This window comes from Mesorhizobium sp. M0522, assembly GCF_040321085.1.
Classification (GTDB): Bacteria; Pseudomonadota; Alphaproteobacteria; order Rhizobiales; family Rhizobiaceae; genus Mesorhizobium.
In genome coordinates, this window is the sequence record NZ_JAMYQW010000021.1 from 63315 (window position 1) to 82715 (window position 19401).

Genomic DNA, 19401 nt, shown 5'->3' on the forward strand with positions numbered 1-19401 from the left:
CGGCTAGTCGAGAAAAGGCAGCACCACAAGCGCTTCCGGGTCGAGCCCGTGCTGGGCGCATATACCCTGCGCCAGGGAAAAGTAGCGTTCGGCCTCGGCCAGATTGTCGAGGTCGAGATTAAGCGTTGCGAGACCATCATAACACGGAAACAGCAGTTGGGGTTCGCCCGTTTCGCGAGCTACGTCCAGTGCTTCGTGGAACAACCCAACCGCCAGGTCCGGACGGCCGTTGCACTGGTGGATCTGCCCAAGCACGATCAACGGCACCGGCAGGTGCTCGCGCTGGTCGAGCGCCCGGTCGATCTCGATGGCCTTCTCGGCAGCAGGCACGCCCTCCGTTGGACAGCGATCCGTGAAAGTACAACAAGCGACCGCCAGATTGGCGAGGAGGCGCGCCTGGAAACCCAAATCACCAATACGGCGCGCCACTTCAAGACCGCGCCGACAGACCTCCATCGCCTTTGCGGGATCGATGGTCGTGTAAAGCACGCCGAGATTGGTGTAGCCGCGGCAGGCCGCGCCCAGCAGACCGGCGGCTTCGGCCAATTCAATGCTACGCTCAACCTGACGCACGGCCTCACGGTTTCGCCCAAGTCGAGCCAGCGCGACAGCCTTGGTATTGAGTGCCTCGGCGGTCACAAGAGTGGCATCACACCTTACCTCGGAGACATGCTCCGTTGTCAGTGTGCCTACGCAATCCAGCGCCGCGTCTGCCCATTTTGCCGCGAGAGCGTGATCTCCGCTACGGAACGCCTGTCGGCCACGTTCTTGCCACAGATGCGCCTGCTCGATCGGGGCATCCGCTCCATCGAGGAGCGCTGCCGCCTCAGCATAGCGGGGTTCTGCCTTGTCCCGCTTGCCGACATCCCAGAGTAGCCGACCGATCTTACGCAAAACTCGCGCCGAGGCGACGCGATTGGCCGACTCGCGGTATGCCTGCAACACCGTCTCGTAGTGGTGGTGCGCGATCTCGCGGCGGCCTGCCGGGCCGCTCAAATCGGCAATGCGCTCTGCAATTGCCAGTTTGAGCGGTGTTTGCCCGATCGCCCCCAACGCAGTCAGTGCTCGCTCGTAGAAACGAAGGGCGTCGTCGTTGGCATATATCATGCGAGCGCGATCGCCTGCCGCCTGCAGGTAATGCGCGCCCTTCTCCCGCTCGGCGCTCTGTGCAAAATGATGACCGAGCACGGTCAAATCCTCGAGCCGTTCCGGCTCGTCGCCGCACAGTTGCTCCAAGGCAGCACCGATCCGCCCGTGGATTTCGGTCCGGCGTTGCAGGAGCAGATTCTGGTAGATCACGTCCTGCAGCAATGTTTGCGTAAATCGGTAGCTTTGAGACGAGACCGAGCCTGATCCGGCAACTTCCTCGATGATTTCCGCATCGCAAAGCAGTTCGCAGCCGGCTTCGAGCCGGCCGGGGTCGGCTGTCACGGTTTTCAGAAGTGTGGCATCGAAGCGCGGGCCGATTACCGCGGCCTCCTGGGCCAACCGGCGCACCTCTTGGGGCAGCCGGTCGACGCGGGCAAGCAACATTGCCTGGATGGTGGCGGGGATGCCGGTTGCGACTTCGCCTGCCACAGTCCGCCATCGCTGGCCCTCTCGCATCAGTACACCGCGATCGATAAGCCCGCGAACGATTTCCTCTACAAAAAGGGGGTTGCCGCCCGCGCGCTCGAGGATCTGGTCGAGAAGCCCTCCCGCGGAGCTTACCCAGCTCTCGCCGAAAAGCGCTGCCAGCAGGCTGCGTCCGTCATCATTGTTGAGTGGCGGAAGCCTGAGCGCTGTGTGACTGACCCGACTTGAGTCGAGCTGGTCGTTGTCCGGCGCCGGACGATGCGTGACCAGCAACATCAACCGCGTGCGTTCCAACCTGTCCATCACGAAACGTAGTGCCTCGAGCGACACGGCGTCGGCCCAGTGCAGGTCTTCGACGACAATCAATAGCGGCGACAACGCAAGCCGCCGTTCGATGATTGTGCGGACTGCGTAGAGAATTTGCCGCCGCAGCTGCTCGGGCTCGACATGCTGCAAGGTGGCATCGGGGTCGCCAAGGCCAAGCACATGATAGAGCAAAGGCATCAGCCGCTTCGCCTCCTCGCCCTGCAGGCCGAGATCGGCAAGCAAGCCTGCGAGCTTCCCCCGCATTTCGTCCCCATTGTCGTTTTGCATCATCCCGGCAGCGCTGCGCACCACTGCGCCCAAGGCGCCAAAAGATTGTTCACCCAGCGGTGAGCACGTGGCCTGCCGCACGGCGACGTTGCGAAAACGCTCCTCGTCGCCGACGCGGGCGACGAACTCCTTCACCAGCCGCGATTTCCCGATGCCGGCTTCTCCGACGAGGCGGACAAGTTGGGCCGAGCCGCCGCACGCCTGGTCAAGGCTCGCCATCATTCTATTGAGCTCCGCACCACGACCTATTAGCGGCGCACTGAGGCCGAGCGCCTCGAGCCCGCGCGCTGCACGTGGCACCGCTAGCGGTGCGTCCAGTCGATGAACGAGCACGCTGCCAGCCTTGCCGCGAAACACGACATCACCCAGCGACTCGTAAGAGAAGGCATGCCGGGTCAGCCTGTGAGTGAGCTCGCCTACCAGCACCTCACCCGGTGCGGCCAGCGATTGCAGGCGTTGCGCCGTATTCACTGTGTCGCCGGTCACGGAATAGGATCTGGCGGTGCCGATGCCCAATCCGCCAGTAACGACCGGACCAGTGTTTATGCCGATGTGAAGTAACAGAGGCGAGCCGGAGTGGGGGGTGCTTTCGCCGAGCCGCGCCGTCCGGGCGATCATGTCGAGAGCGGCGCGAAGCGCACGTTCCGGATCGTCCTCATGCGCGACCGGCGCACCGAACAAAGCGAGCAGTGCATCGCCGATGAATTTGTCGACGAAACCACCAAAGTTTCGCACGGCCGCCGTCAATTCCTTGAACAGTTTGTTCTGCAGCGCTTGCATGACCTCGGGGTCGAGCTGCTCGCTGAGTGTCGTAAAGCCGCAAAGGTCGGCGAACAGGACCGTTACCGTCCGGCGATCGGCGTCAGAGACGGGATGCAGCCCTTCTTCGCTTTCGATGTTCGGAAGCAGCGACGGAGTTCGAGAAGGCGGCACAATGGTCCGGTTTGGTGCCGAAGCAGGCCGTTCGACGGCTTTTGCGGGCGCACCGACGCTTGCCCCACATTTCGGACAGAACTCGAAATCAGGTGCGCAGGTGTAGCCGCAACTGGCGCATGGCACGGGCTGGCGCCTGCCACACCTCGGACAGAAGGCGTAACCGCCCTCAATCTCGAAACCGCAGCCCGAGCAGTCCATCGAACAAGACCTCACTAGTGGCCGTGACGGCGTGATCTCGCCCGCACTTCACGGCCAGGCTATTCACAAGGATGCACCGATAGTCGTCGACGGGCAAGCGGCAGCGAGCGATCCGTGTGGGTCCGGTGGCAGAGCGCTGCCCATTCGGGCGGCTGCGTGGCCGTCGTCTGCGAAAGTTCCCTCTTACCCTCCGTCTTCCTGCTATCATGAAGATGAGAGGCCGTTGACCTCTTGATGCAACGGGCTGACTCGCAACGCTGTCACCGACGTCTCGCGCGCTTCCGGCCCGCAGCTACGGCCATCTGGGCCGTTTCGCCGAAGCCCGCGCGGCATGGCAGGAGGTGCTTCGCGTCAATCCCGACTATTCGTTGGAATACCGTCGCAAAGTCTTGCCCTACAAGAACCGGTCGATTTCGAACACGTGGTGGATGGGCTCCGCAAGGGGCGGTGCGGTGCAATGACAGGTGAGGCCTATGCGGCCGGATCAGACGCTAGAGGCTTCCCAATAGATCGCCATCGCTTGCGGTTGCGCACTAGTCTCAGGTCGGCTTGATCTCTGCCTGGCCGATCTTGCGCCATCTGGCGTTTTCGCGAACCAGTTTCAGGTCGTCGGTCGTCTCGGCAAATGTCCGCAATCGGTATTGCCGGAGCAGGTTTGGGAAGAGCGCCACTTCCGGCAGGCCGGCAAGCTGCTCGCGGACTGAGATCTTTTCATCGATGACCCGCATGCCCCAGGCATTTTCCCGAACCTGCAGCTCCGCGGCCAGATCGCGCTCTTCCGGCGCGTTTTCGTCCAGCACGGCCAGAAGGATCGAGTGGAAAAGCGCTACGTAGCCAATCTGTCTCAGGCCGCCCACGACCCGCACGCGCGGCAATATGGCAAGGACGAGGAACGTCAGGAACAAGTTCGGCAGCAGCACGCCTTCCAGCAGCGCCCGCCTGAGATGTGGCCGCTCGAACGGGATGGAAAGACCTTGCGGCCTGTCAGGCTCGATCAGGTGCCCGTTCTCGAGAACGAGCTTGCGCACGCGCTCCTCGCGGATTCCCCAGAAATAGTCCGTGGCATTGGGCAGGAATCTGCCAAATGGGCTCGATGCGGCCTCTTGCCAGGCATGTTCGAGACGCTGGCGTCTTGCGGGTTCAATGAGCAGCCTGGAAAGAAGGCTGCCGTCATATTCCAGATGCCGCGCCATGGCAGCCGCGGCGGCCCGATCATCGATGAAAACCGGCAGGGCCATGCCGGCACGATCCCAATTGCCGACCAGATCCTGGTTCAGGGCAGTCAGCGCATCGGCGGCGGTTTCAAACACCTTGTCCTGGCTGGCAAGCAGTGTGCCCAGCCAGCGGCTGGCATCCGTTTCGTCGCCCACCGCTTCGAGCGCGCGCTTGTTGAGGGAGACGGGACCGGCCACGCAGGCGCTTTTGCGGCACAGTTTGTGGCGCCCCATGCCAAACAGGTTGATCTTGTCGTCGCCGACGTCGAGCCATCCCGGCCCCTCCCGGCCAACTGTCTCCATGGTCATTGTCGTTCCCATGAAGCCGACGAAGGCCGACAGCCCGTTTTCGACCGCGCCGAGCCAGGCAAGCAGGAGGGCATCGAAGGTGATCCGGTCCATCAGAAGCAGGCAGTGCAGGCCGGACTGAATCACCGGTCTGTGCTCGAACTCGTCGAGGGCTTTGCCGATCTCGTCAGGCTGCATGATCCTACCGAGGCGCTGATGCAGGACTTCGCGCAGGATCGAGCGGGCAGCGATCGCCGGGCCCGATGCAGGCCTTGCCACCGGCCGCCAAAGATGGCGGGCGTAGTCGGAAACCGGTGCATTCCAGTTCTGCTCGATGTCGCGCACGACCTCCGGGCAGAGCAGCGACAGCACAGCCAGAATTTCCACCGGAGGGGTAGGGCTTGGGTCAAAGACGGCGGTCATTGGTCCCGTCTAGCCGCTTGCGGTGCAAACGCCAAGCGAGACCAGACTTGCTGGATGCGGCCGGCCCACACATAGATCGTCAACTCGATTAAGATGGCGTGAGACGAAATGGCCGTATCCTACGCAGCTCTCCATGAGCAAGCACCTGTTCGCTCCGCACGAATTGTCAGACTGGCTAAACAGCTAACGCCAAACAGCGGATCTTAGAACCGCAGCCGGGCCATGCTCAGGAGGTCGTGGTACTGCCCGTCGGTAAAGCCGGCCTTCACATGCCGGCCTTCGATCTCAAAGCCGTGGCTCTTGTAGAGACGGAGGGCCGGTTCGTTGTCGGCATAGACGGTCAATTCGACCCGCTTCAGGGCGCGCCAGTTGTCGGCCACGTCAAGCAGCGCGCCAAGTATGGCAGAGCCGATACCTTTGCCGACAAAGGCATCGTCAAGGCCAACATTGATCTCGCCGATATGCGAACGGCGCGGTGAACCCTGCACGACCAGGCTGCCATGGCCGACGACCTTGCCGTCCAGCTCGGCAACGATCCAGGTGGTTTCCTGGCCGGACTTGGCAATGCGCCGCGCCACCTGCTCCACCATCTCGAAAGGCATCCTGAACGTGCCCCAGCGGAAGCCCGGCATGTTGAAGATAGCGCAAAGCGCCTCCGCATCGCTTGGCCGGACGGACCGCAGCAGCGGCTGGATTTTCTCGGAGGGTGGCGAGGTCGTGCTGGTCATGGCGTTCCCGGCGAAGGCAATCGGCCCGGTACGATGCACCGGACGCCACCTGAAAATCCAGCCGTCTCTGACCTATGATGCCGATTGCGAGCTAAAAATACCGGGAGGCGGCGTAGAGTTTGAAGACGCCGCTGATGCCTATCCAGCCGAAAAGGGCGAGCCAGCACAATGTCCCGGTCGCCGTCCAGTCGATCCGGTGCACAGCAGCGTCGGTGATGACGACGCCGAGGATGGCAAGCAGGCCAACCAGAAACTGCGCCAACCCGAGCACCAGCAGTTCCTCGCGCGGCGCGCTTCTCCAGACGAGATATATACCGCCCGCACCGGCGAGGAAGATGGCGCTGTAGACCTGAGCGTGGAAGGCATCGATCGGCCATGGCCAGATGCCACTGAATGTCAGGGGAAACAGCAACAGGCCGACGCCATAGAGCCCAAGGATCGCGGATTCCGCCGGCATGTAGCCGCTCCATGCGGGATTTAAGGTCACGCCTTTTGCAGAAGGACGGGCCCTGGCCCGCCACAGGAACAGCCCGGATACCGCGACCGAAGCAAGATAGACCAAAAACCACAGCCAGGGCGCTTTGCGCTCGAAGTTGAAATAGCCGAGATTGATGAACGAAGCCACCGACACGATGACGGTGAAGATGAAGGCCATGACGAACACGAGCCTGCCGGGCGACCAGCGATTCCAGACCAGCAGTGCCGCCATCACGACCATTTCGGCGGTGTAGAAGCCACCGAGGAAGCGCGCATTGAACGGCGTGACGGCCCAAGGCCAGCCCGGTTTCACCAGCGCAGGCATGAAAAACAGGCCGGCGCCTACGATCAGGACGATGATGACCACCGCAGAAAAAAGGCGCAGGGCCGCGGGAAATGGCGGATTGTCGGATGTCGGCATGGGAGAAAATCCCAAAGATGAATGCTCCATGGACCATCATAGTGCTGCTTGCGGCCGGTTAAAATCCGCCGAATGGAAATTGAACGGTCACCAGGCTTATCCATTCGAATGGCCGTACGGTCCGTTTCGAAGTAAGATGGAGCACTCGGACCAAAGACCGGTCCGGTCAAAACGCCTCGGGGTGCATTTTCCGGAGCCTGCACGATGAACGAAGCTCAGGATCTGTTCTCACTTCTGCGACAATCGGCCGATGTCGATCCGCAGGCGATCGACGCGATCAAGCGAACCATCGCGGAGGGCGAGGACCGCGAACTTTGCCGCATCAATACGCCAGCCTTCGCCAGCAAGCATGGCCTCGACGAGGAGCGCGCAATAAGCGCCTTTCTCCATGCGGCGCGGGTGGGTATCTTCGACATTTCCTGGAATGTACTGTGCCCCGGCTGTGGCGGCGTGCTCGACACCAACGCCACGCTGAAAACCCTGCAAAAGGACGAATACACCTGCGCGCTGTGCTCCGAGGGCTATTCACCGACCCTCGACGAGATGGTCGAGGTGACATTCACCGTCAGTCCCCGCGTGCGCAGGATTGCCGCCCACAATCCACACGAACTGCCGGTGGCGGAATATTTCCGCCAAATCTACTGGGCGTCCGGCGTCGATCTGCCGGAAGAGGATTTCGCGAAAAAGCTAGAAGCGTTCTCGCTGGAGGATATCGAGCTTGCGCCCGGTGAAAAGGCGGTTCTGCCCATACAGCTTCCGTCCGAATTCATCATCGTCTTCGAGCCGGTCACCCATTCAGCGCAGTTCATCGACGGGAAGGGCGAACCAACAAAGGAGCGCCGGAGCCTCTCTTTGGCCTTCGACCGCGACCATGTCCAGAACCAGACGCTGGAGATGCAACCCGGCCCGTTGCGCATTTCGCTGGAAAACCGGACCGACACCCGCGTGCTGCCGACGGTCTTCATCGCCGGCCAGGCATTGCATGATTTCCTGGGAAAACGCCGGCCCTTCCTGACCGCCAAGCGCCTGCTCACCAACCAGACGTTCCGCGATCTCTATCGCACGGATACACTCGACATCAACCAGCGCCTGAAGATCACCAGCCTGACGTTCCTGTTCACCGACCTGCGCGGATCGACCGAGCTTTACGAGCGGGTGGGCGACCTTTCAGCCTTCGATCTCGTGCGCGAGCATTTCCAGGTTCTGCACGAGATCGTCACGGCGGAGGCAGGCGCGGTGGTGAAGACGATCGGTGATGCGGTGATGGCGACCTTCGCGACGCCTGATCGTGCGATTGCTGCAGCCCTCAGGATGCGCGATGCCATGCGTACGCTCAACGACAAGAGCGGGCGCGAGGATCTGCTGCTCAAGATCGGAGTCCATGCCGGCCCCTGCATCGCCGTGTCTATGAATGAGCGACAGGACTATTTCGGCCAGACGGTCAACATTGCTTCGCGGGTCCAGAACCTTGCCAACGCACAGGCGATCTTCGCCACTCGAGCGGTGGTCGACGACAATCTCACCGCCGATCTCTTACACAGGAACGCGCTGACGCCCGTGCCCCACGAGGTCTCGCTGCGCGGCATTGGCCGGGAGATAGCAGTATACACGATCCCCTGAAGGCTTGGCCCCTGAAGATTTGGCTCGTGCCGGCCCCTCACACGCGCCTACAGATAAAATAACGATCGGCGGGAACCGAAGGTGGCGGCGGGAGGCGTTGCAACTGCGGGTGATCTAGCGGCGTGCCGCTGACCGCGATGCCGCCGACGCGAAGCAGGCGCGCGGTCAGATCGGGAAGCCAGGTAGAGGTCACTGCATCGCAATCTTCATAGCCGGTGCCGATGTCGGCATGAACAAGAGCGGCGTCGATGCCAATGAACCTGCTCGCCGTCTCGCGTATTTCGCCGAGCACGAGGTTTTCAGCTTCGGGAATTGAGCTGGCGTGTGCGGCAAGTGCGCGGTCGAACGCTACGATCCGGCGTCCGGGCAGGCGCTCGCGCAGATGGTGGAACGTCCGGCCATTGCCGAGGCCGAGCTCGAGCACAGGCCCCTCCATCTTCGCCACCTCGGCGCAGACATGATCAAGTATGTCGCGCTGTGCGGTCATCCTCCGGATGAAACTGTCAAGGCGACTCATGTGCGATTGTATGTCCAGAACCAGTTCACGAAATCAACTGCCCCCGACCAGAGCGTTTCGCGGCTGAAACCCGAGGCCGACGTGTTAAACCCCGATCGAGTCTTGCCGCGTGTAGAGGCGGACGATGAACACTGCAACAAGCGAACAGTTGCCGACAAGGATCATACGGGTGGAGTCGGCGGCACTGCGCGCGGCGGAATAGCGCTGTCACTTGTACGGGTCCGCGGCGTCCCGCAACCCGTCGCCGAGGAAGTTGAACGCCAAGATGACGAGAACGACGGGGAGCATCGGCAAAAGCAGCCATGGATAGAACGCGATCACGCTGACGCTGCGCGCCTCGGTGAGCAGGATGCCCCAGCTGGTTATCGGTGCCCTCAGGCCGAGCCCGAGGAAGCTCAGCGCCGTCTCGCCCAGGATCATGCCGGGTATGGAGATCGTCGCCGTCGCGATCAGATGCGACATGAAGCCGGGAATGAGATGCCGCCCGATGATGCGGCTGCTTCTGGCGCCCATCAATTGCGCGGCCAGAACGTAATCCTCCTCGCGCAAGGCTAGAAGCTTTGAACGCACGGCCCGCGCCAGTCCGGTCCAGTCGAGCAGCCCGAGGATGACGGTGATGCCGAAATAGATCAGGATCGGACTCCAGGTTATCGGCATGATCGCCGCCAGAGCCAGCCATAGCGGAATGCTGGGGATCGATTGCAGAACTTCGATTATCCGTTGGACGATCAGGTCGAAGATACCGCCGTGATAGCCGGCCAGTCCGCCGATGACAATGCCGAGCAGGAAGCTGAAACTGATGCCGACGAGGCCGATTGTCAGTGAAATGCGTGCGCCATAGATGATGCGCGAGAGCACATCGCGCCCCAGCCTGTCAGTGCCGGCCAGAAAGAGCTGGCCGTTTTCGGCGGGGCAGACAAAATGCCTGTCACCTTCGATAAGGCCCCAGAACCGGTAACTGTCGCCCTTGCAGAAGAAACGGATCCGCTGAACATCATCCTGTTTCTCGACGTAGTTCCGCTTGAGCGTGTCCATATCCAGCGTCATCTGGCGGCCATAGACGAACGGCCCGACGAACTGGCCGTTGTGGAACAGGTGCACCCGCTGCGGCGGCGAATAGATGTAGTCCATGTTGCGCGTGTGCAGATCGTAGGGCGCCAGGAACTCGCAGATCAGTATCCCGCAATAAAGCGCTGCCAGGAATATGCCGGATACAAGGGCAAGCCTGTGCCGACGGAATTTCCACCACATCAGCCGCAGCTGCGACGCCTGAAAGACCTTCGACTGCTCCGGCGTCATCGCCTCGACCGACTGCAGGTCAAAGGGGGCGATGGAAACGTAGTGTTGCAGTGGGGCGCCCGGAGCGGGCAGCGGCGATTGCGTGTTCATTTGGTGCTGCCGCCTTGCAAACGAATTCGCGGATCAAGTAGCGCCAGCGCCAGGTCGGAAATCAGGACGCCGATGACCGTCAGGAAGGCGAGGAACATCAGGAACGACCCTGCCAGATACATGTCCTGGCTTTGCAGCGCCTTGATCAGCATCGGCCCGGTCGTCTCCAAAGACAGCACGATTGCCGTGATTTCGGCGCCGGAGATGATGGCCGGCAGGATAGAGCCGATATCTGAAATGAAGAAATTGAGCGCCATGCGCAGCGGATATTTGACCAGCGCCCTGAAGGGATGAAGGCCTTTGGCGCGCGCGGTCACGACATATTGCTTATGTAGCTCATCGAGCAGATTGGCGCGCAGCCGCCGGATCATGCTTGCCGTGCCCCCGGTGCCGATGATCAAGACCGGAATCCAGAGATGGGCGAGGATCGACTTCGCCTTGGCCCAGCTCATCGGCTCGCCGAGATATTGCTGGTCCATGAGATGGCCGATAGACGTGCCGAACCAGATGTTGGCGAAATACATCAGGATCAGCGCCAGCATGAAGTTCGGAATCGCAAGGCCGAGAAGGCCGAAGAAAGTCAGGCCGTAGTCGCCCCAGCTGTATTGATGCGTGGCGGAGTACATGCCGATCGGAAAGGCGATGAGCCAGGTAAAGATGATCGTGACGAAGGAAACCAGCACCGTCAGCCACATTCGGTCCCCGACGACGTCGCGAACCGGCAGCTCATATTCGAAGGAATAGCCGAAATCGCCGTGCAGCATCCCGCCGACCCAGTAGAAGTAGCGAATGACCGGTGGCTTGTCGAAACCATATTCCTTGCGCATCATCTCGATGCGATCGGAATCCACCGCTTCGCCCTGAGCCCGAAGCTCGGCAACATAGCTGTCGAAATAGTCGCCTGGGGGAAGTTCGATGATCGTGAACACCAGTGCCGATATGACCAGCAGCGTTGGAACCATCACGGCGATGCGCCAGACAAAATATCGAAGCACGCTCAGGACTCTCCAAGCCAGAATGTATCCGGCATATAGACACCGAAATAGGCGGTCGGGTCGTAGCCGTAGAGCGCCTTGTCAGGCAGATTGCGCAGCCGCGAGGATGCCAGAACCGGCTGATGCGTTCCGTTTACCGTGCCGATCGAAAACACCTGATCGGTATAGATCGACAGCATTGAATTCCAGATCTCGGCGCGCTCCGTGGCTTCGGTCGATGCGTTCCAGCGCTTGAGTAAAGCCATCAACTCGACCACGGGCGGAAGATCGGGCGCTTCGCCGACCTTGCCACGGGACAAGTAGTGAGCACCCCAGAGCGGCCATTGCAGCTGGTCATCGACGGTTGGGGCCAGTTGGTAGGGGTTCATGTCGGCGGTCGGCACGCCATTGTCGATGCCCGACCACATCGACATCATGATCTGGCCACCAAGCGCGCGGCTGCGGAAGATGTCGCGCTGCGAAGTCCGGATGAACAGGGCGATGCCGATCTTGCGCCAGTGATCGGTGATGAGCTCGAGCGCGTCGGTTTCCAGCGTGCTTTCGCCGGCCGTTTCCACTACGAGCTGCGCCGAGCGTCCGTCGGGAAGTATCCGCAGGCCGTCATCGTCACGCGCCTGAAGCCCGACCTCGTCGAGCAGGGCATTGGCCTGGTCGGGATCATGGGCGACCCAGGCTTTCGCGAATTCCGGCCGGTAGAGCGGGCTCTCCGGCAGGACCGTATCGGCACTTTCCTGCGCCAATCCGTAGAACACAGCCAAATTGATCTCGCGCCTGTCCACAGCGAGCGAAAGTGCGCGGCGCACGCGCACGTCACGAAAAAGGCCACGCCACACCTGGTCGGCACAATTCAGATTGGGCAGCAGCGCCAGCCGCGAACCTTGTGTGCGTTTCCAGAGATGCATCTTCACCGGGTAGCGCTTCTCCGCATCCTTCAGGAAGGAGTAATCGGTGAAGTCAATTCCCATGCCTTGCAGGTCGCTCTCGCCCGCACCGGTCTTGGCGGAAATGATCGCCGACGAGCTGACATTCATGACAATCCGGTCGACATAGGGCAGTTGCCGGCCATTCTCGTCTATTCGATGAAAGAACGGGTTCCGCTCGAAGACGAACTGCTCAGCCGGCGGCTTGGTCCGGTTCTGCCAGGGATCGAGCGTCGGCAGTTCCGGGTTCTCCGGGCGATACTGCCGCGACATGCGGATATGCAAGAGCGTCCATTTCTGGGCCCGGTTCTCCTTCATTAGGCCGGCGAGCCGGAATGGATCCTGGTATTTCTTGTGGAACTGCTTGAGATAGGCGGCCGGCAGAACAAGCGATAGGGGCGAAGCAGCGGCGAGCTTGGGCAGGAAGTCGGGATTGGGCGCATCCCAACTATAGCGGACCGTCAACGGATCGACGATCTCGAAGCGTGGCGGCTTGCCGTCCGCCAGCAGGGCCGGGGCAAGCCCGCCTTGCGAAAGCTCATCGTTCAGCCAGACATCTTCCCAGCAATAGCGAAAATCCTCCGACGTCAGCAGGCTACCGTCAGACCATTTATGTCCTTCTCGTATCTTGAAAGTGAAGACACGATCATCCGCTACATCGAAACTTTCGAGAATGTCGGCTTGCAGGTTAAGCTTTTCGTCATAGCCGACCAGGCGAGCGTACCCGTAGATCGTCATCATCCGGATATCTTTCTGGCTGCCGATGATCGTACGCAGCGTGCCGCCATATTGGCCGGGCTGCCGGCCCATCGCAGCGAGATTCAACGCGCGCGGGCGCTTGGGCAGGCGTTCGGCGAGTGCCGGCAGCGCTCTGGCCTTCAGCTGCGGCTCAAGAAATTCCGGCTCCAGATCGCCGGCGCGCAACGTGCCCGGCAGAAATGCCGAAGCCATGAGTCCAAGGACGGTGCGCCGGCTGATCAATGGCGTAGCTCGCTGACATCGGCCGAACTTCGGGCCAGCACGAGGTGGCCGCCGCCAAGATCGAGCGGCGACAGCATGTCCTCGTCGCCCTCGTCGCGGAATTGCGGTCCCCATGCGCTGGTGTCGGAAGCGCCGCTGAGTTTCAGCGTCTTGAAATCCATCGGCCTGTCGAGATCGGGGAAAGGTACTGCGGCGACCAGTGAGCGCGTGTAGGGGTGGACCGGTTTCCTAAGCAGAATTTCGCGCGGCGCGAGCTCGACGATACGCCCGCCGCACATCACCGCGATGCGGTCTGCCATGTAGTCCACCACCGCCAGGTTGTGGGATATGAACAGGTAGGTCAGGCCCAGTTCCTTCTGCAGGTCCTTCAGAAGGTTCAGGATCTGCGCCTGGACAGAGACATCGAGTGCCGAAACCGGCTCGTCGCAGATCAGGAGTTCAGGCCCCAGCGCCAACGCGCGCGCGATGCCGATACGCTGACGCTGCCCGCCGGAGAAACTATGCGGATAACGCTTTATGAAGCGCGGGTCGAGCCCGATTGCCTGCATCAGGCTCTTGACCGTGGCGAGTCGGGACGCGGCATTGCCACGTCGATGGATTTCCAGCGGCTCGCTCAAAATGTTCTCCACCGTCATGCGGGGTGAAAGCGACGAAACCGGATCCTGGAAGACCATCTGGATTTTCGCGCGCAGCATGCGCAGGGCGTCTCCCTCGGCTTCCAAGACGTCGATCGGACCATCGCGGCCATTGAAGATCACAGAGCCGCCGCTAGGGGTGACAGCCCGCATGAGGATCTTGCTGACGGTGGTTTTGCCGGAGCCGCTTTCGCCGACAAGACCCAGGCACTCACCCCGCCTGATATCAAAGCTCACGCCGTCCACGGCGCGAACAGAGGTTTGATGATCTCCGCCGAACCATCCGGACTTGCGGATCGTGAAGGTCTTTGTCAGATCCCTGACCGACAGCAGGATGTCGTCCGGCCCCTTCGATGCCGGCGCCGTCTGCTTGCCGAGCAGGTTCCCGACATTCACCGGCACCTCGCGGAGCGCCTTTAGCCTTTCGCCGGGCTTCAGGTCGAAATGCGGAACGGCTGCCATCAGGCCCTTCAGGTAAGGGTGGCCCGGCCGGCGGAATATCGCCTCCACAGGTCCCGCTTCCATGATCTCGCCATGGTACATGACCACCACCTCGTCGGCGACGTTGGCGACTACGCCAAGATCGTGCGTGATCAGCAGCATCGCCATGTTCAGCTTCGTCTGAAGCTCGCGCAGCAATTGCAGGATTTGCGCCTGGATGGTGACGTCCAACGCCGTCGTCGGCTCGTCGGCGATCAACAGCGCGGGCCGGCAGATAAGCGCCATGGCGATCATGGCGCGTTGACGCAATCCTCCCGAAAGTTCAAAGGGATACATGTCATAGGCGCGCTTGGGGTTGGGAAAGCCGACAAGTCCGAGCATTTCCTCGGTCCGCGCCTTGCGCTCCACCCAAGCCATTGGCGTATGAATCTGCAGGGATTCGCTCACCTGATTGCCGATCGTATGCAGCGGCGACAGTGATGTCATCGGCTCCTGAAATATTTTGCCGATGCGGCTGCCTCTCAACGCCCGGATTTCGGGTCCGTCACGCGGCATCTGCAGGATATCCTGCGTCGTGCCGGGCTTTTCAGGATCGGAAAACAGGATACGGCCGCGAACATGGGCTGTGTTCGGCAAAATGCCCATCACTGCCTGGCTGAGAACCGATTTTCCGGAACCGGACTCGCCCACAAGCGCGGTAACCTTGCCGGGCAGGACGCGAAGATTTGCACGCCTGACGGCATGCAACGGTCCCCCTATAATGGCAAAAGAGATGCCAACATCCTCGATCCGCAGCAGATCAACGCCCAAATTCATTCTCACACCAGCCCCCACTCTGGCAGGTCCAGAAGGCGAGACTATCGCATTGCCAGCCTAGAGCAACTTGGATTCGAACAGTCGCCAGTTCCCTGGCGGAACCGGCGACCGGGACTGCATACCAAACGCGTTCGGATCAGAGCGTGGCGGTTACTGGAGCTTCCTCGGGTCGCCCGCGGACGGCCGCGCGGCATTGCGATGAAGCAGCATGACCTGCTCGGCGTCCGATATGCGGTCGTAAATCGGCTCCAGCGCACCGTCTTCGTCGAGCGAGAGAGCACCCGACAAATCGGGTGAAAGCACCGTTAGCTTCTGCCTGATGCCCGCCAGTTCCTCCATGCCGAGCGCCAGCCAGTTGTTGGCGCCGCAATAGCTGGCGAAATCTTTGCTGGCGAGAACGCTGTGCGGATATTTCTTGGTCAGGGTCTGGAGGCGCTGGACCTCGTTTACAGCCGAGCCGAAGACAGAGAATGTGAGCCGGTCGGTAAGCCCGACATTGCCGAACATCACATTGCCGACATGCAGGCCGATACCATAGCTTATGTCGCTCAATCCCTGCTGCTTTCTGCGCAGATTGAGATCCATCATGCGCGCGGTGGCCTTGTGCGCTGCTGCAAGAGCAGCCTGGCAGGCGATCTCGGACTGTGAACGGTGCCTTGCGCAAGGGTAGACGGCAATGAAGCCATCACCTATGAAACTCATGATCTGCCCGCCCTTGCGATTGAAAGGTGCAGCAGCGGCGTCGAAAAACTGGTTCAGCGTATCGATATAGACTTCGCGGCCGGAGGTTTCGGCAAGTCTTGACGACCCGCGCATGTCGCCCATGACCAGTGCCGCCCGGATTGTATCACCCTCGCCGCGCTTGATCTGGCCGTCGAGCACGCGCCTGCCGGCGTCGCCGCCGAGATAAGTGGTCATCATGTTGTCGGCAAGCTTGGTGAGCACCGCCATCTTGGTTGCGATAGCGAGATGGTTCTGGATGCGCAGCAGCGCCGAAATCATGCTGTCGCTGAAGCCTGCAGCACTGTCGGTGGACCAAGACCCGATCATGCCCTGACTGGTGTTGCCGCTGAAGGGATGGACGAAAGCCATGTAATCGGTGACGCCCATCAGCTTGAGGTCATCGAAAACAGGAAATTCCGACGGCACCGACGGGTCGAGCCGACGCCGCAGATGGTCGAGCTTGTGGCTGAGCAGATGGTAGTATGGGCTGGTCAGGAATCTGTCGGAATGAACGCCGTTCTCCTTGCGGAAGCCTTCCACTTCCAGGCCCTGGCCGCGGAGCCAGGTGAAGCCGAGCGCGTCATAAAGCGGATGAAGCATCGAAAAGCTCAAATGCACCCGCTTCAACGGCAGGCCGGCAGCAGCCAGCCGTTCACAAAAGCCCCTTACCAATGTTTCCAGGTCGTCGCCCGCCAACGCCGATTGGGTCAGCCAATCGGCAACCTTATCCATGAGAATGGCAGAAATTTCTGCTTGCGCTGTGCTCATGCTATCTCGAAATCTCCTTGCACAAATTCGCCGGCTCGGACGCCGTCAGGCCTTCACCACCGTCTCTCGGGCTAGCCCGAGGCGGCCAAAAATATTGCGTGTGTCGACGATCAGTAGAGCGTGATCCGCGATCGCCTGATAGTCGATCGCGTCGTGGTCGGTTGCAACGACGACAGCGTCGAAATCCTTCAAGGTCACCTCGGTCAATTCGACCGAGCGACGCCCCTTGATCGCCATATGCTCCCGTGTGGCCGGGATTTCGGTAACATGCGGATCGTGGAATTCCGCCTTGCCGCCCCATTCCTCGATGAGTTCAATGAGCCGCAATGAGGGGCTTTCGCGGATGTCGGGCACATTCTTCTTATAGGCGAGCCCGATGATGAGAATGCGCGAGCGGCTGAGCGCCTTGCCGCAGCGCCGGTCCAGCGCCTTCGCCAGTTCATCGACCACATGACGTGGCATGGCCGTGTTGATCTCTGCCGCCAGCTCGATGAAGCGGGTCGGCAGTTCGTATTCGCGAGCCTTCCACGTCAGGTAGAAGGGATCGATCGGAACGCAATGCCCGCCAAGTCCAGGGCCAGGATAGAAAGGCATGTAGCCGAAGGGCTTGGTCTTTGCCGCCTCGATCACCTCCCAGATGTCGATTCCCATCGCACCGAGCACGATCTTCAACTCGTTGACGAGGGCTATGTTGACCGAGCGGAAGATGTTTTCCGTCAGCTTGACCGCCTCGGCGGTCGCCGTGGTGGAAACCGGAACGACGGTCTTGACCACGCCATGGTAGAAAGCCTGCACGAGCGTCGCCGCTTCAATGCCGTCACCTGCCACGACCTTGGGGATCGTCGCGACTTCAAAGCTGCGGTTGCCGGGATCCTCGCGTTCGGGCGAGAAGCCGAGGAAGAAGTCTATCCTTGACTGCAAGCCGATTTTTTCCAGGATGGGCTTGATCACGTCGTCGGTGGTGCCGGGATAGGTGGTCGATTCCAGCACGATCAGCTGGCCGAGACGCAGATGCTTCGCGATGGTGCCTGCGGTGTTCCTGACAAAGGAGAGATCCGGCTCGCGGTGTTTCGTCAGTGGTGTCGGAACGCAGATGATGATGACATCGCAGACGGCCAGTTCGGCAAAATCCGCAGTGGCGCGGAACCGTCCGCTCGCCACCTGGCCGGCAAGGGCTGTCGACGTCACCGCCTCGATGTAGGATTGTCCGTTGTTCAGGCTCTCGACCTTTTGGGCTTCGATGTCGAAGCCGCAAACAGGGAAGCCGGCGCGTGCGATCGCAACCGCCAGCGGCAACCCGACATAGCCCAGTCCGATCACGCCGACTTGCGCGGCACGCGTCGAAATCCGGTTCAGAAGACGGTCATATGTCGATCGTGAGGCGTCCAAAAATCTGCTTCCCGTCAATTCGGACAGGCCGTCCGCTTCCATGGTGAGGCTCACCGCTCACAAGAGCCCCGAGGCATATTGCGGAAAATCGATGTCCGCAAGCCGTCAGACCGGCACCTTCGCCTTAAGGCTTGCGGCAGCCATCGCATAGCCGCCGGCGGCGCCATCGATGAAATGAACGTGATCGCGCTGCAGCGGCGATGCGACGAGGCATGTCATCAAGGCCGATTTCTGGCGGTGCAGGCCATAGTTGCAGATGCCCGCCTCTTCCGCCTGTTTCAGCCGGTTCTCGATCCGTTGCAACACATCCGCGTCAACGTCGATGGTCATCTTCAAGCCATCGTCGAACTTCCGGAAATCCGAATTGCTGGCCACTTCGCGTTTGTAGATCTTCGGATCGAATCTGCCGATCGTCCAGCCATATCTATCCGTAACAGCCGTAAGCGTCATCAGGAACACTATCCACAGCTTCGACAGCCACCGCCGTCCTGCCGGCGCCGTGGCCCGCGCCTCGATATCGAGGCCGGCGGGCAGCAAACTGTAGTCCGGCCCGTTCACCGGCACCGGGTGGCCATCGCGTTCCTGCCTGCCGGCAAGGGCGATGATGTCGGAAACCAGAAACTGAAAACCGCGCAAGTCGCGCGACGCCCCCGGTATGGCTATGATCGAGACGATTTCGCCATGCCGGGCTTCGATCGGGTTCCAGCGGCACGAGAGGCCGGTCAGGTCCGGCCGCGCGCCGGCCGGCGCAGGATCGATGCGGTAGCGCCCCGCTTTCATCTCGGCTTCCGCCCAACTGCCGCCACCTCCGGCGAACATGGCATAGAAGACCGCATCGGAGGCCTGGAACCTCGCCACGCGAACGTCGAGGCCTTGCGCTCTTATATCCTTTATCGGCACGATTGCGGCACGCAAGGTCAGATCCAGTTCGTCCGCCACCCATCTCTGGACAGCCGCCAGCGCGTTGCGGGTGATCTCCAGCGCCGAGCCGGGAAACGCCACGAGCGCGCCGTCGCCGCCGAAGACAAAGGGAAGATCTTGCCTACCCAGCGCATTGAGCAGCGCCGAAATGACGCTGGCACCGGCCATATTGACGGTTTTATAGCGCCCCGCCTCGATCGCCTTGGTCGAGCCGACGATGTCTGCGGTGGCCAGCGCCCAGCCATCGGGGAGAGGCCGATAGTTATCAATATCGGCAACGCTTTCAAACTTTGCGAAGACCGGCAGAGAAGCAACAAACGGATCGGACGCGGCAGCGGTTTCCATGAGCATCAGATAGCACATTCCAGTGCTTGAGGGTGAAGTCGATCATGCTTCGAAATTGACTTGCGCAGGCTTTCCGATGATAGGGTC

At 61.1% G+C, this 19401-nt stretch carries 13 protein-coding genes and 1 pseudogene; 2 read left to right on the plus strand and 12 right to left on the minus strand.

The window, feature by feature from the left end; genetic code table 11:
* Window positions 1–3: 3 nt before the first annotated feature.
* A complete protein-coding gene (locus tag NKI58_RS21490) occupies window positions 4–3303 on the minus strand; it encodes an adenylate/guanylate cyclase domain-containing protein (RefSeq protein ID WP_352782716.1) in 3300 nt (1099 codons plus the stop codon).
* A gap of 216 nt (window positions 3304–3519) precedes the next feature.
* Here NKI58_RS21490 and NKI58_RS21495 point away from each other — a divergent pair.
* Window positions 3520–3745, plus strand: a pseudogene (locus NKI58_RS21495) (adenylate/guanylate cyclase domain-containing protein); the annotation flags it as partial.
* 97 nt (window positions 3746–3842) lie between these two features.
* Here the strand turns inward: NKI58_RS21495 and NKI58_RS21500 are convergent.
* The 3 genes from NKI58_RS21500 to NKI58_RS21510 all read right to left on the minus strand — a co-directional run bounded on the left by NKI58_RS21500 (window position 3843) and on the right by NKI58_RS21510 (window position 6854).
* Window positions 3843–5228 (minus strand): hypothetical protein, encoded by a 1386-nt coding sequence (locus tag NKI58_RS21500; RefSeq protein WP_352782713.1) that lies wholly within the window; start codon window positions 5226–5228, stop codon window positions 3843–3845.
* 203 nt (window positions 5229–5431) lie between these two features.
* A complete protein-coding gene (locus NKI58_RS21505) occupies window positions 5432–5956 on the minus strand; it encodes a GNAT family N-acetyltransferase (RefSeq protein ID WP_023675972.1) in 525 nt (174 codons plus the stop codon).
* 91 nt (window positions 5957–6047) lie between these two features.
* Entirely contained in the window at window positions 6048–6854 is an 807-nt protein-coding gene (locus NKI58_RS21510) for a hypothetical protein (RefSeq protein ID WP_352782709.1), read from the minus strand.
* Between the two features lie 204 nt (window positions 6855–7058).
* Between NKI58_RS21510 and NKI58_RS21515 the strand changes: the two genes are divergently transcribed.
* Window positions 7059–8474 (plus strand): adenylate/guanylate cyclase domain-containing protein, encoded by a 1416-nt coding sequence (locus tag NKI58_RS21515; RefSeq protein ID WP_352782706.1) that lies wholly within the window; start codon window positions 7059–7061, stop codon window positions 8472–8474.
* A 37-nt stretch (window positions 8475–8511) separates the two neighbouring features.
* Here NKI58_RS21515 and NKI58_RS21520 read toward each other — a convergent pair whose 3' ends face one another.
* The 8 genes from NKI58_RS21520 to NKI58_RS21555 form a co-directional block, all read right to left on the minus strand.
* A complete protein-coding gene (locus NKI58_RS21520; RefSeq protein WP_023675968.1) occupies window positions 8512–8991 on the minus strand; it encodes a class I SAM-dependent methyltransferase in 480 nt (159 codons plus the stop codon).
* Window positions 8992–9198: 207 nt separating this feature from the next.
* Complete coding sequence (locus tag NKI58_RS21525) at window positions 9199–10380, minus strand: ABC transporter permease (protein ID WP_352577336.1); 1182 nt, start codon at window positions 10378–10380, stop codon at window positions 9199–9201.
* Window positions 10377–11375 (minus strand): ABC transporter permease, encoded by a 999-nt coding sequence (locus NKI58_RS21530; protein WP_352570080.1) that lies wholly within the window; start codon window positions 11373–11375, stop codon window positions 10377–10379. Before NKI58_RS21530 ends, NKI58_RS21525 begins: the two co-directional genes overlap by 4 nt.
* Window positions 11376–11377: 2 nt before the next feature.
* Complete coding sequence (locus tag NKI58_RS21535; RefSeq protein WP_352620940.1) at window positions 11378–13276, minus strand: ABC transporter substrate-binding protein; 1899 nt, start codon at window positions 13274–13276, stop codon at window positions 11378–11380.
* Window positions 13273–15168 carry an ABC transporter ATP-binding protein gene (locus NKI58_RS21540; RefSeq protein ID WP_352577375.1) on the minus strand — a complete coding sequence of 632 codons (1896 nt, stop codon included), beginning with the start codon at window positions 15166–15168 and terminating at the stop codon, window positions 13273–13275. The genes NKI58_RS21535 and NKI58_RS21540 overlap by 4 nt, the downstream gene beginning before the upstream one ends.
* Before the next feature lie 150 nt (window positions 15169–15318).
* Complete coding sequence (locus tag NKI58_RS21545; protein WP_352782697.1) at window positions 15319–16659, minus strand: adenylate/guanylate cyclase domain-containing protein; 1341 nt, start codon at window positions 16657–16659, stop codon at window positions 15319–15321.
* A gap of 45 nt (window positions 16660–16704) precedes the next feature.
* Window positions 16705–18048 (minus strand): nucleotide sugar dehydrogenase, encoded by a 1344-nt coding sequence (locus tag NKI58_RS21550; protein WP_352620936.1) that lies wholly within the window; start codon window positions 18046–18048, stop codon window positions 16705–16707.
* A gap of 105 nt (window positions 18049–18153) precedes the next feature.
* Window positions 18154–19332 carry a DUF3095 domain-containing protein gene (locus tag NKI58_RS21555; RefSeq protein WP_352457190.1) on the minus strand — a complete coding sequence of 393 codons (1179 nt, stop codon included), beginning with the start codon at window positions 19330–19332 and terminating at the stop codon, window positions 18154–18156.
* Window positions 19333–19401: the final 69 nt, after the last annotated feature.

Bases quoted from the DNA above. Each gene is read 5' to 3' on its own strand.
- NKI58_RS21490 (WP_352782716.1), bottom strand. From the start codon at position 3,303: ATGGACTGCTCGGGCTGCGGTTTCGAGATTGAGGGCGGTTACGCCTTC.
- NKI58_RS21500 (WP_352782713.1), bottom strand. From the start codon at position 5,228: ATGACCGCCGTCTTTGACCCAAGCCCTACCCCTCCGGTGGAAATTCTG.
- NKI58_RS21505 (WP_023675972.1), bottom strand. From the start codon at position 5,956: ATGACCAGCACGACCTCGCCACCCTCCGAGAAAATCCAGCCGCTGCTG.
- NKI58_RS21510 (WP_352782709.1), bottom strand. From the start codon at position 6,854: ATGCCGACATCCGACAATCCGCCATTTCCCGCGGCCCTGCGCCTTTTT.
- NKI58_RS21515 (WP_352782706.1), top strand. From the start codon at position 7,059: ATGAACGAAGCTCAGGATCTGTTCTCACTTCTGCGACAATCGGCCGAT.
- NKI58_RS21520 (WP_023675968.1), bottom strand. From the start codon at position 8,991: ATGAGTCGCCTTGACAGTTTCATCCGGAGGATGACCGCACAGCGCGAC.
- NKI58_RS21525 (WP_352577336.1), bottom strand. From the start codon at position 10,380: ATGAACACGCAATCGCCGCTGCCCGCTCCGGGCGCCCCACTGCAACAC.
- NKI58_RS21540 (WP_352577375.1), bottom strand. From the start codon at position 15,168: ATGAATTTGGGCGTTGATCTGCTGCGGATCGAGGATGTTGGCATCTCT.
- NKI58_RS21545 (WP_352782697.1), bottom strand. From the start codon at position 16,659: ATGAGCACAGCGCAAGCAGAAATTTCTGCCATTCTCATGGATAAGGTT.
- NKI58_RS21555 (WP_352457190.1), bottom strand. From the start codon at position 19,332: ATGTGCTATCTGATGCTCATGGAAACCGCTGCCGCGTCCGATCCGTTT.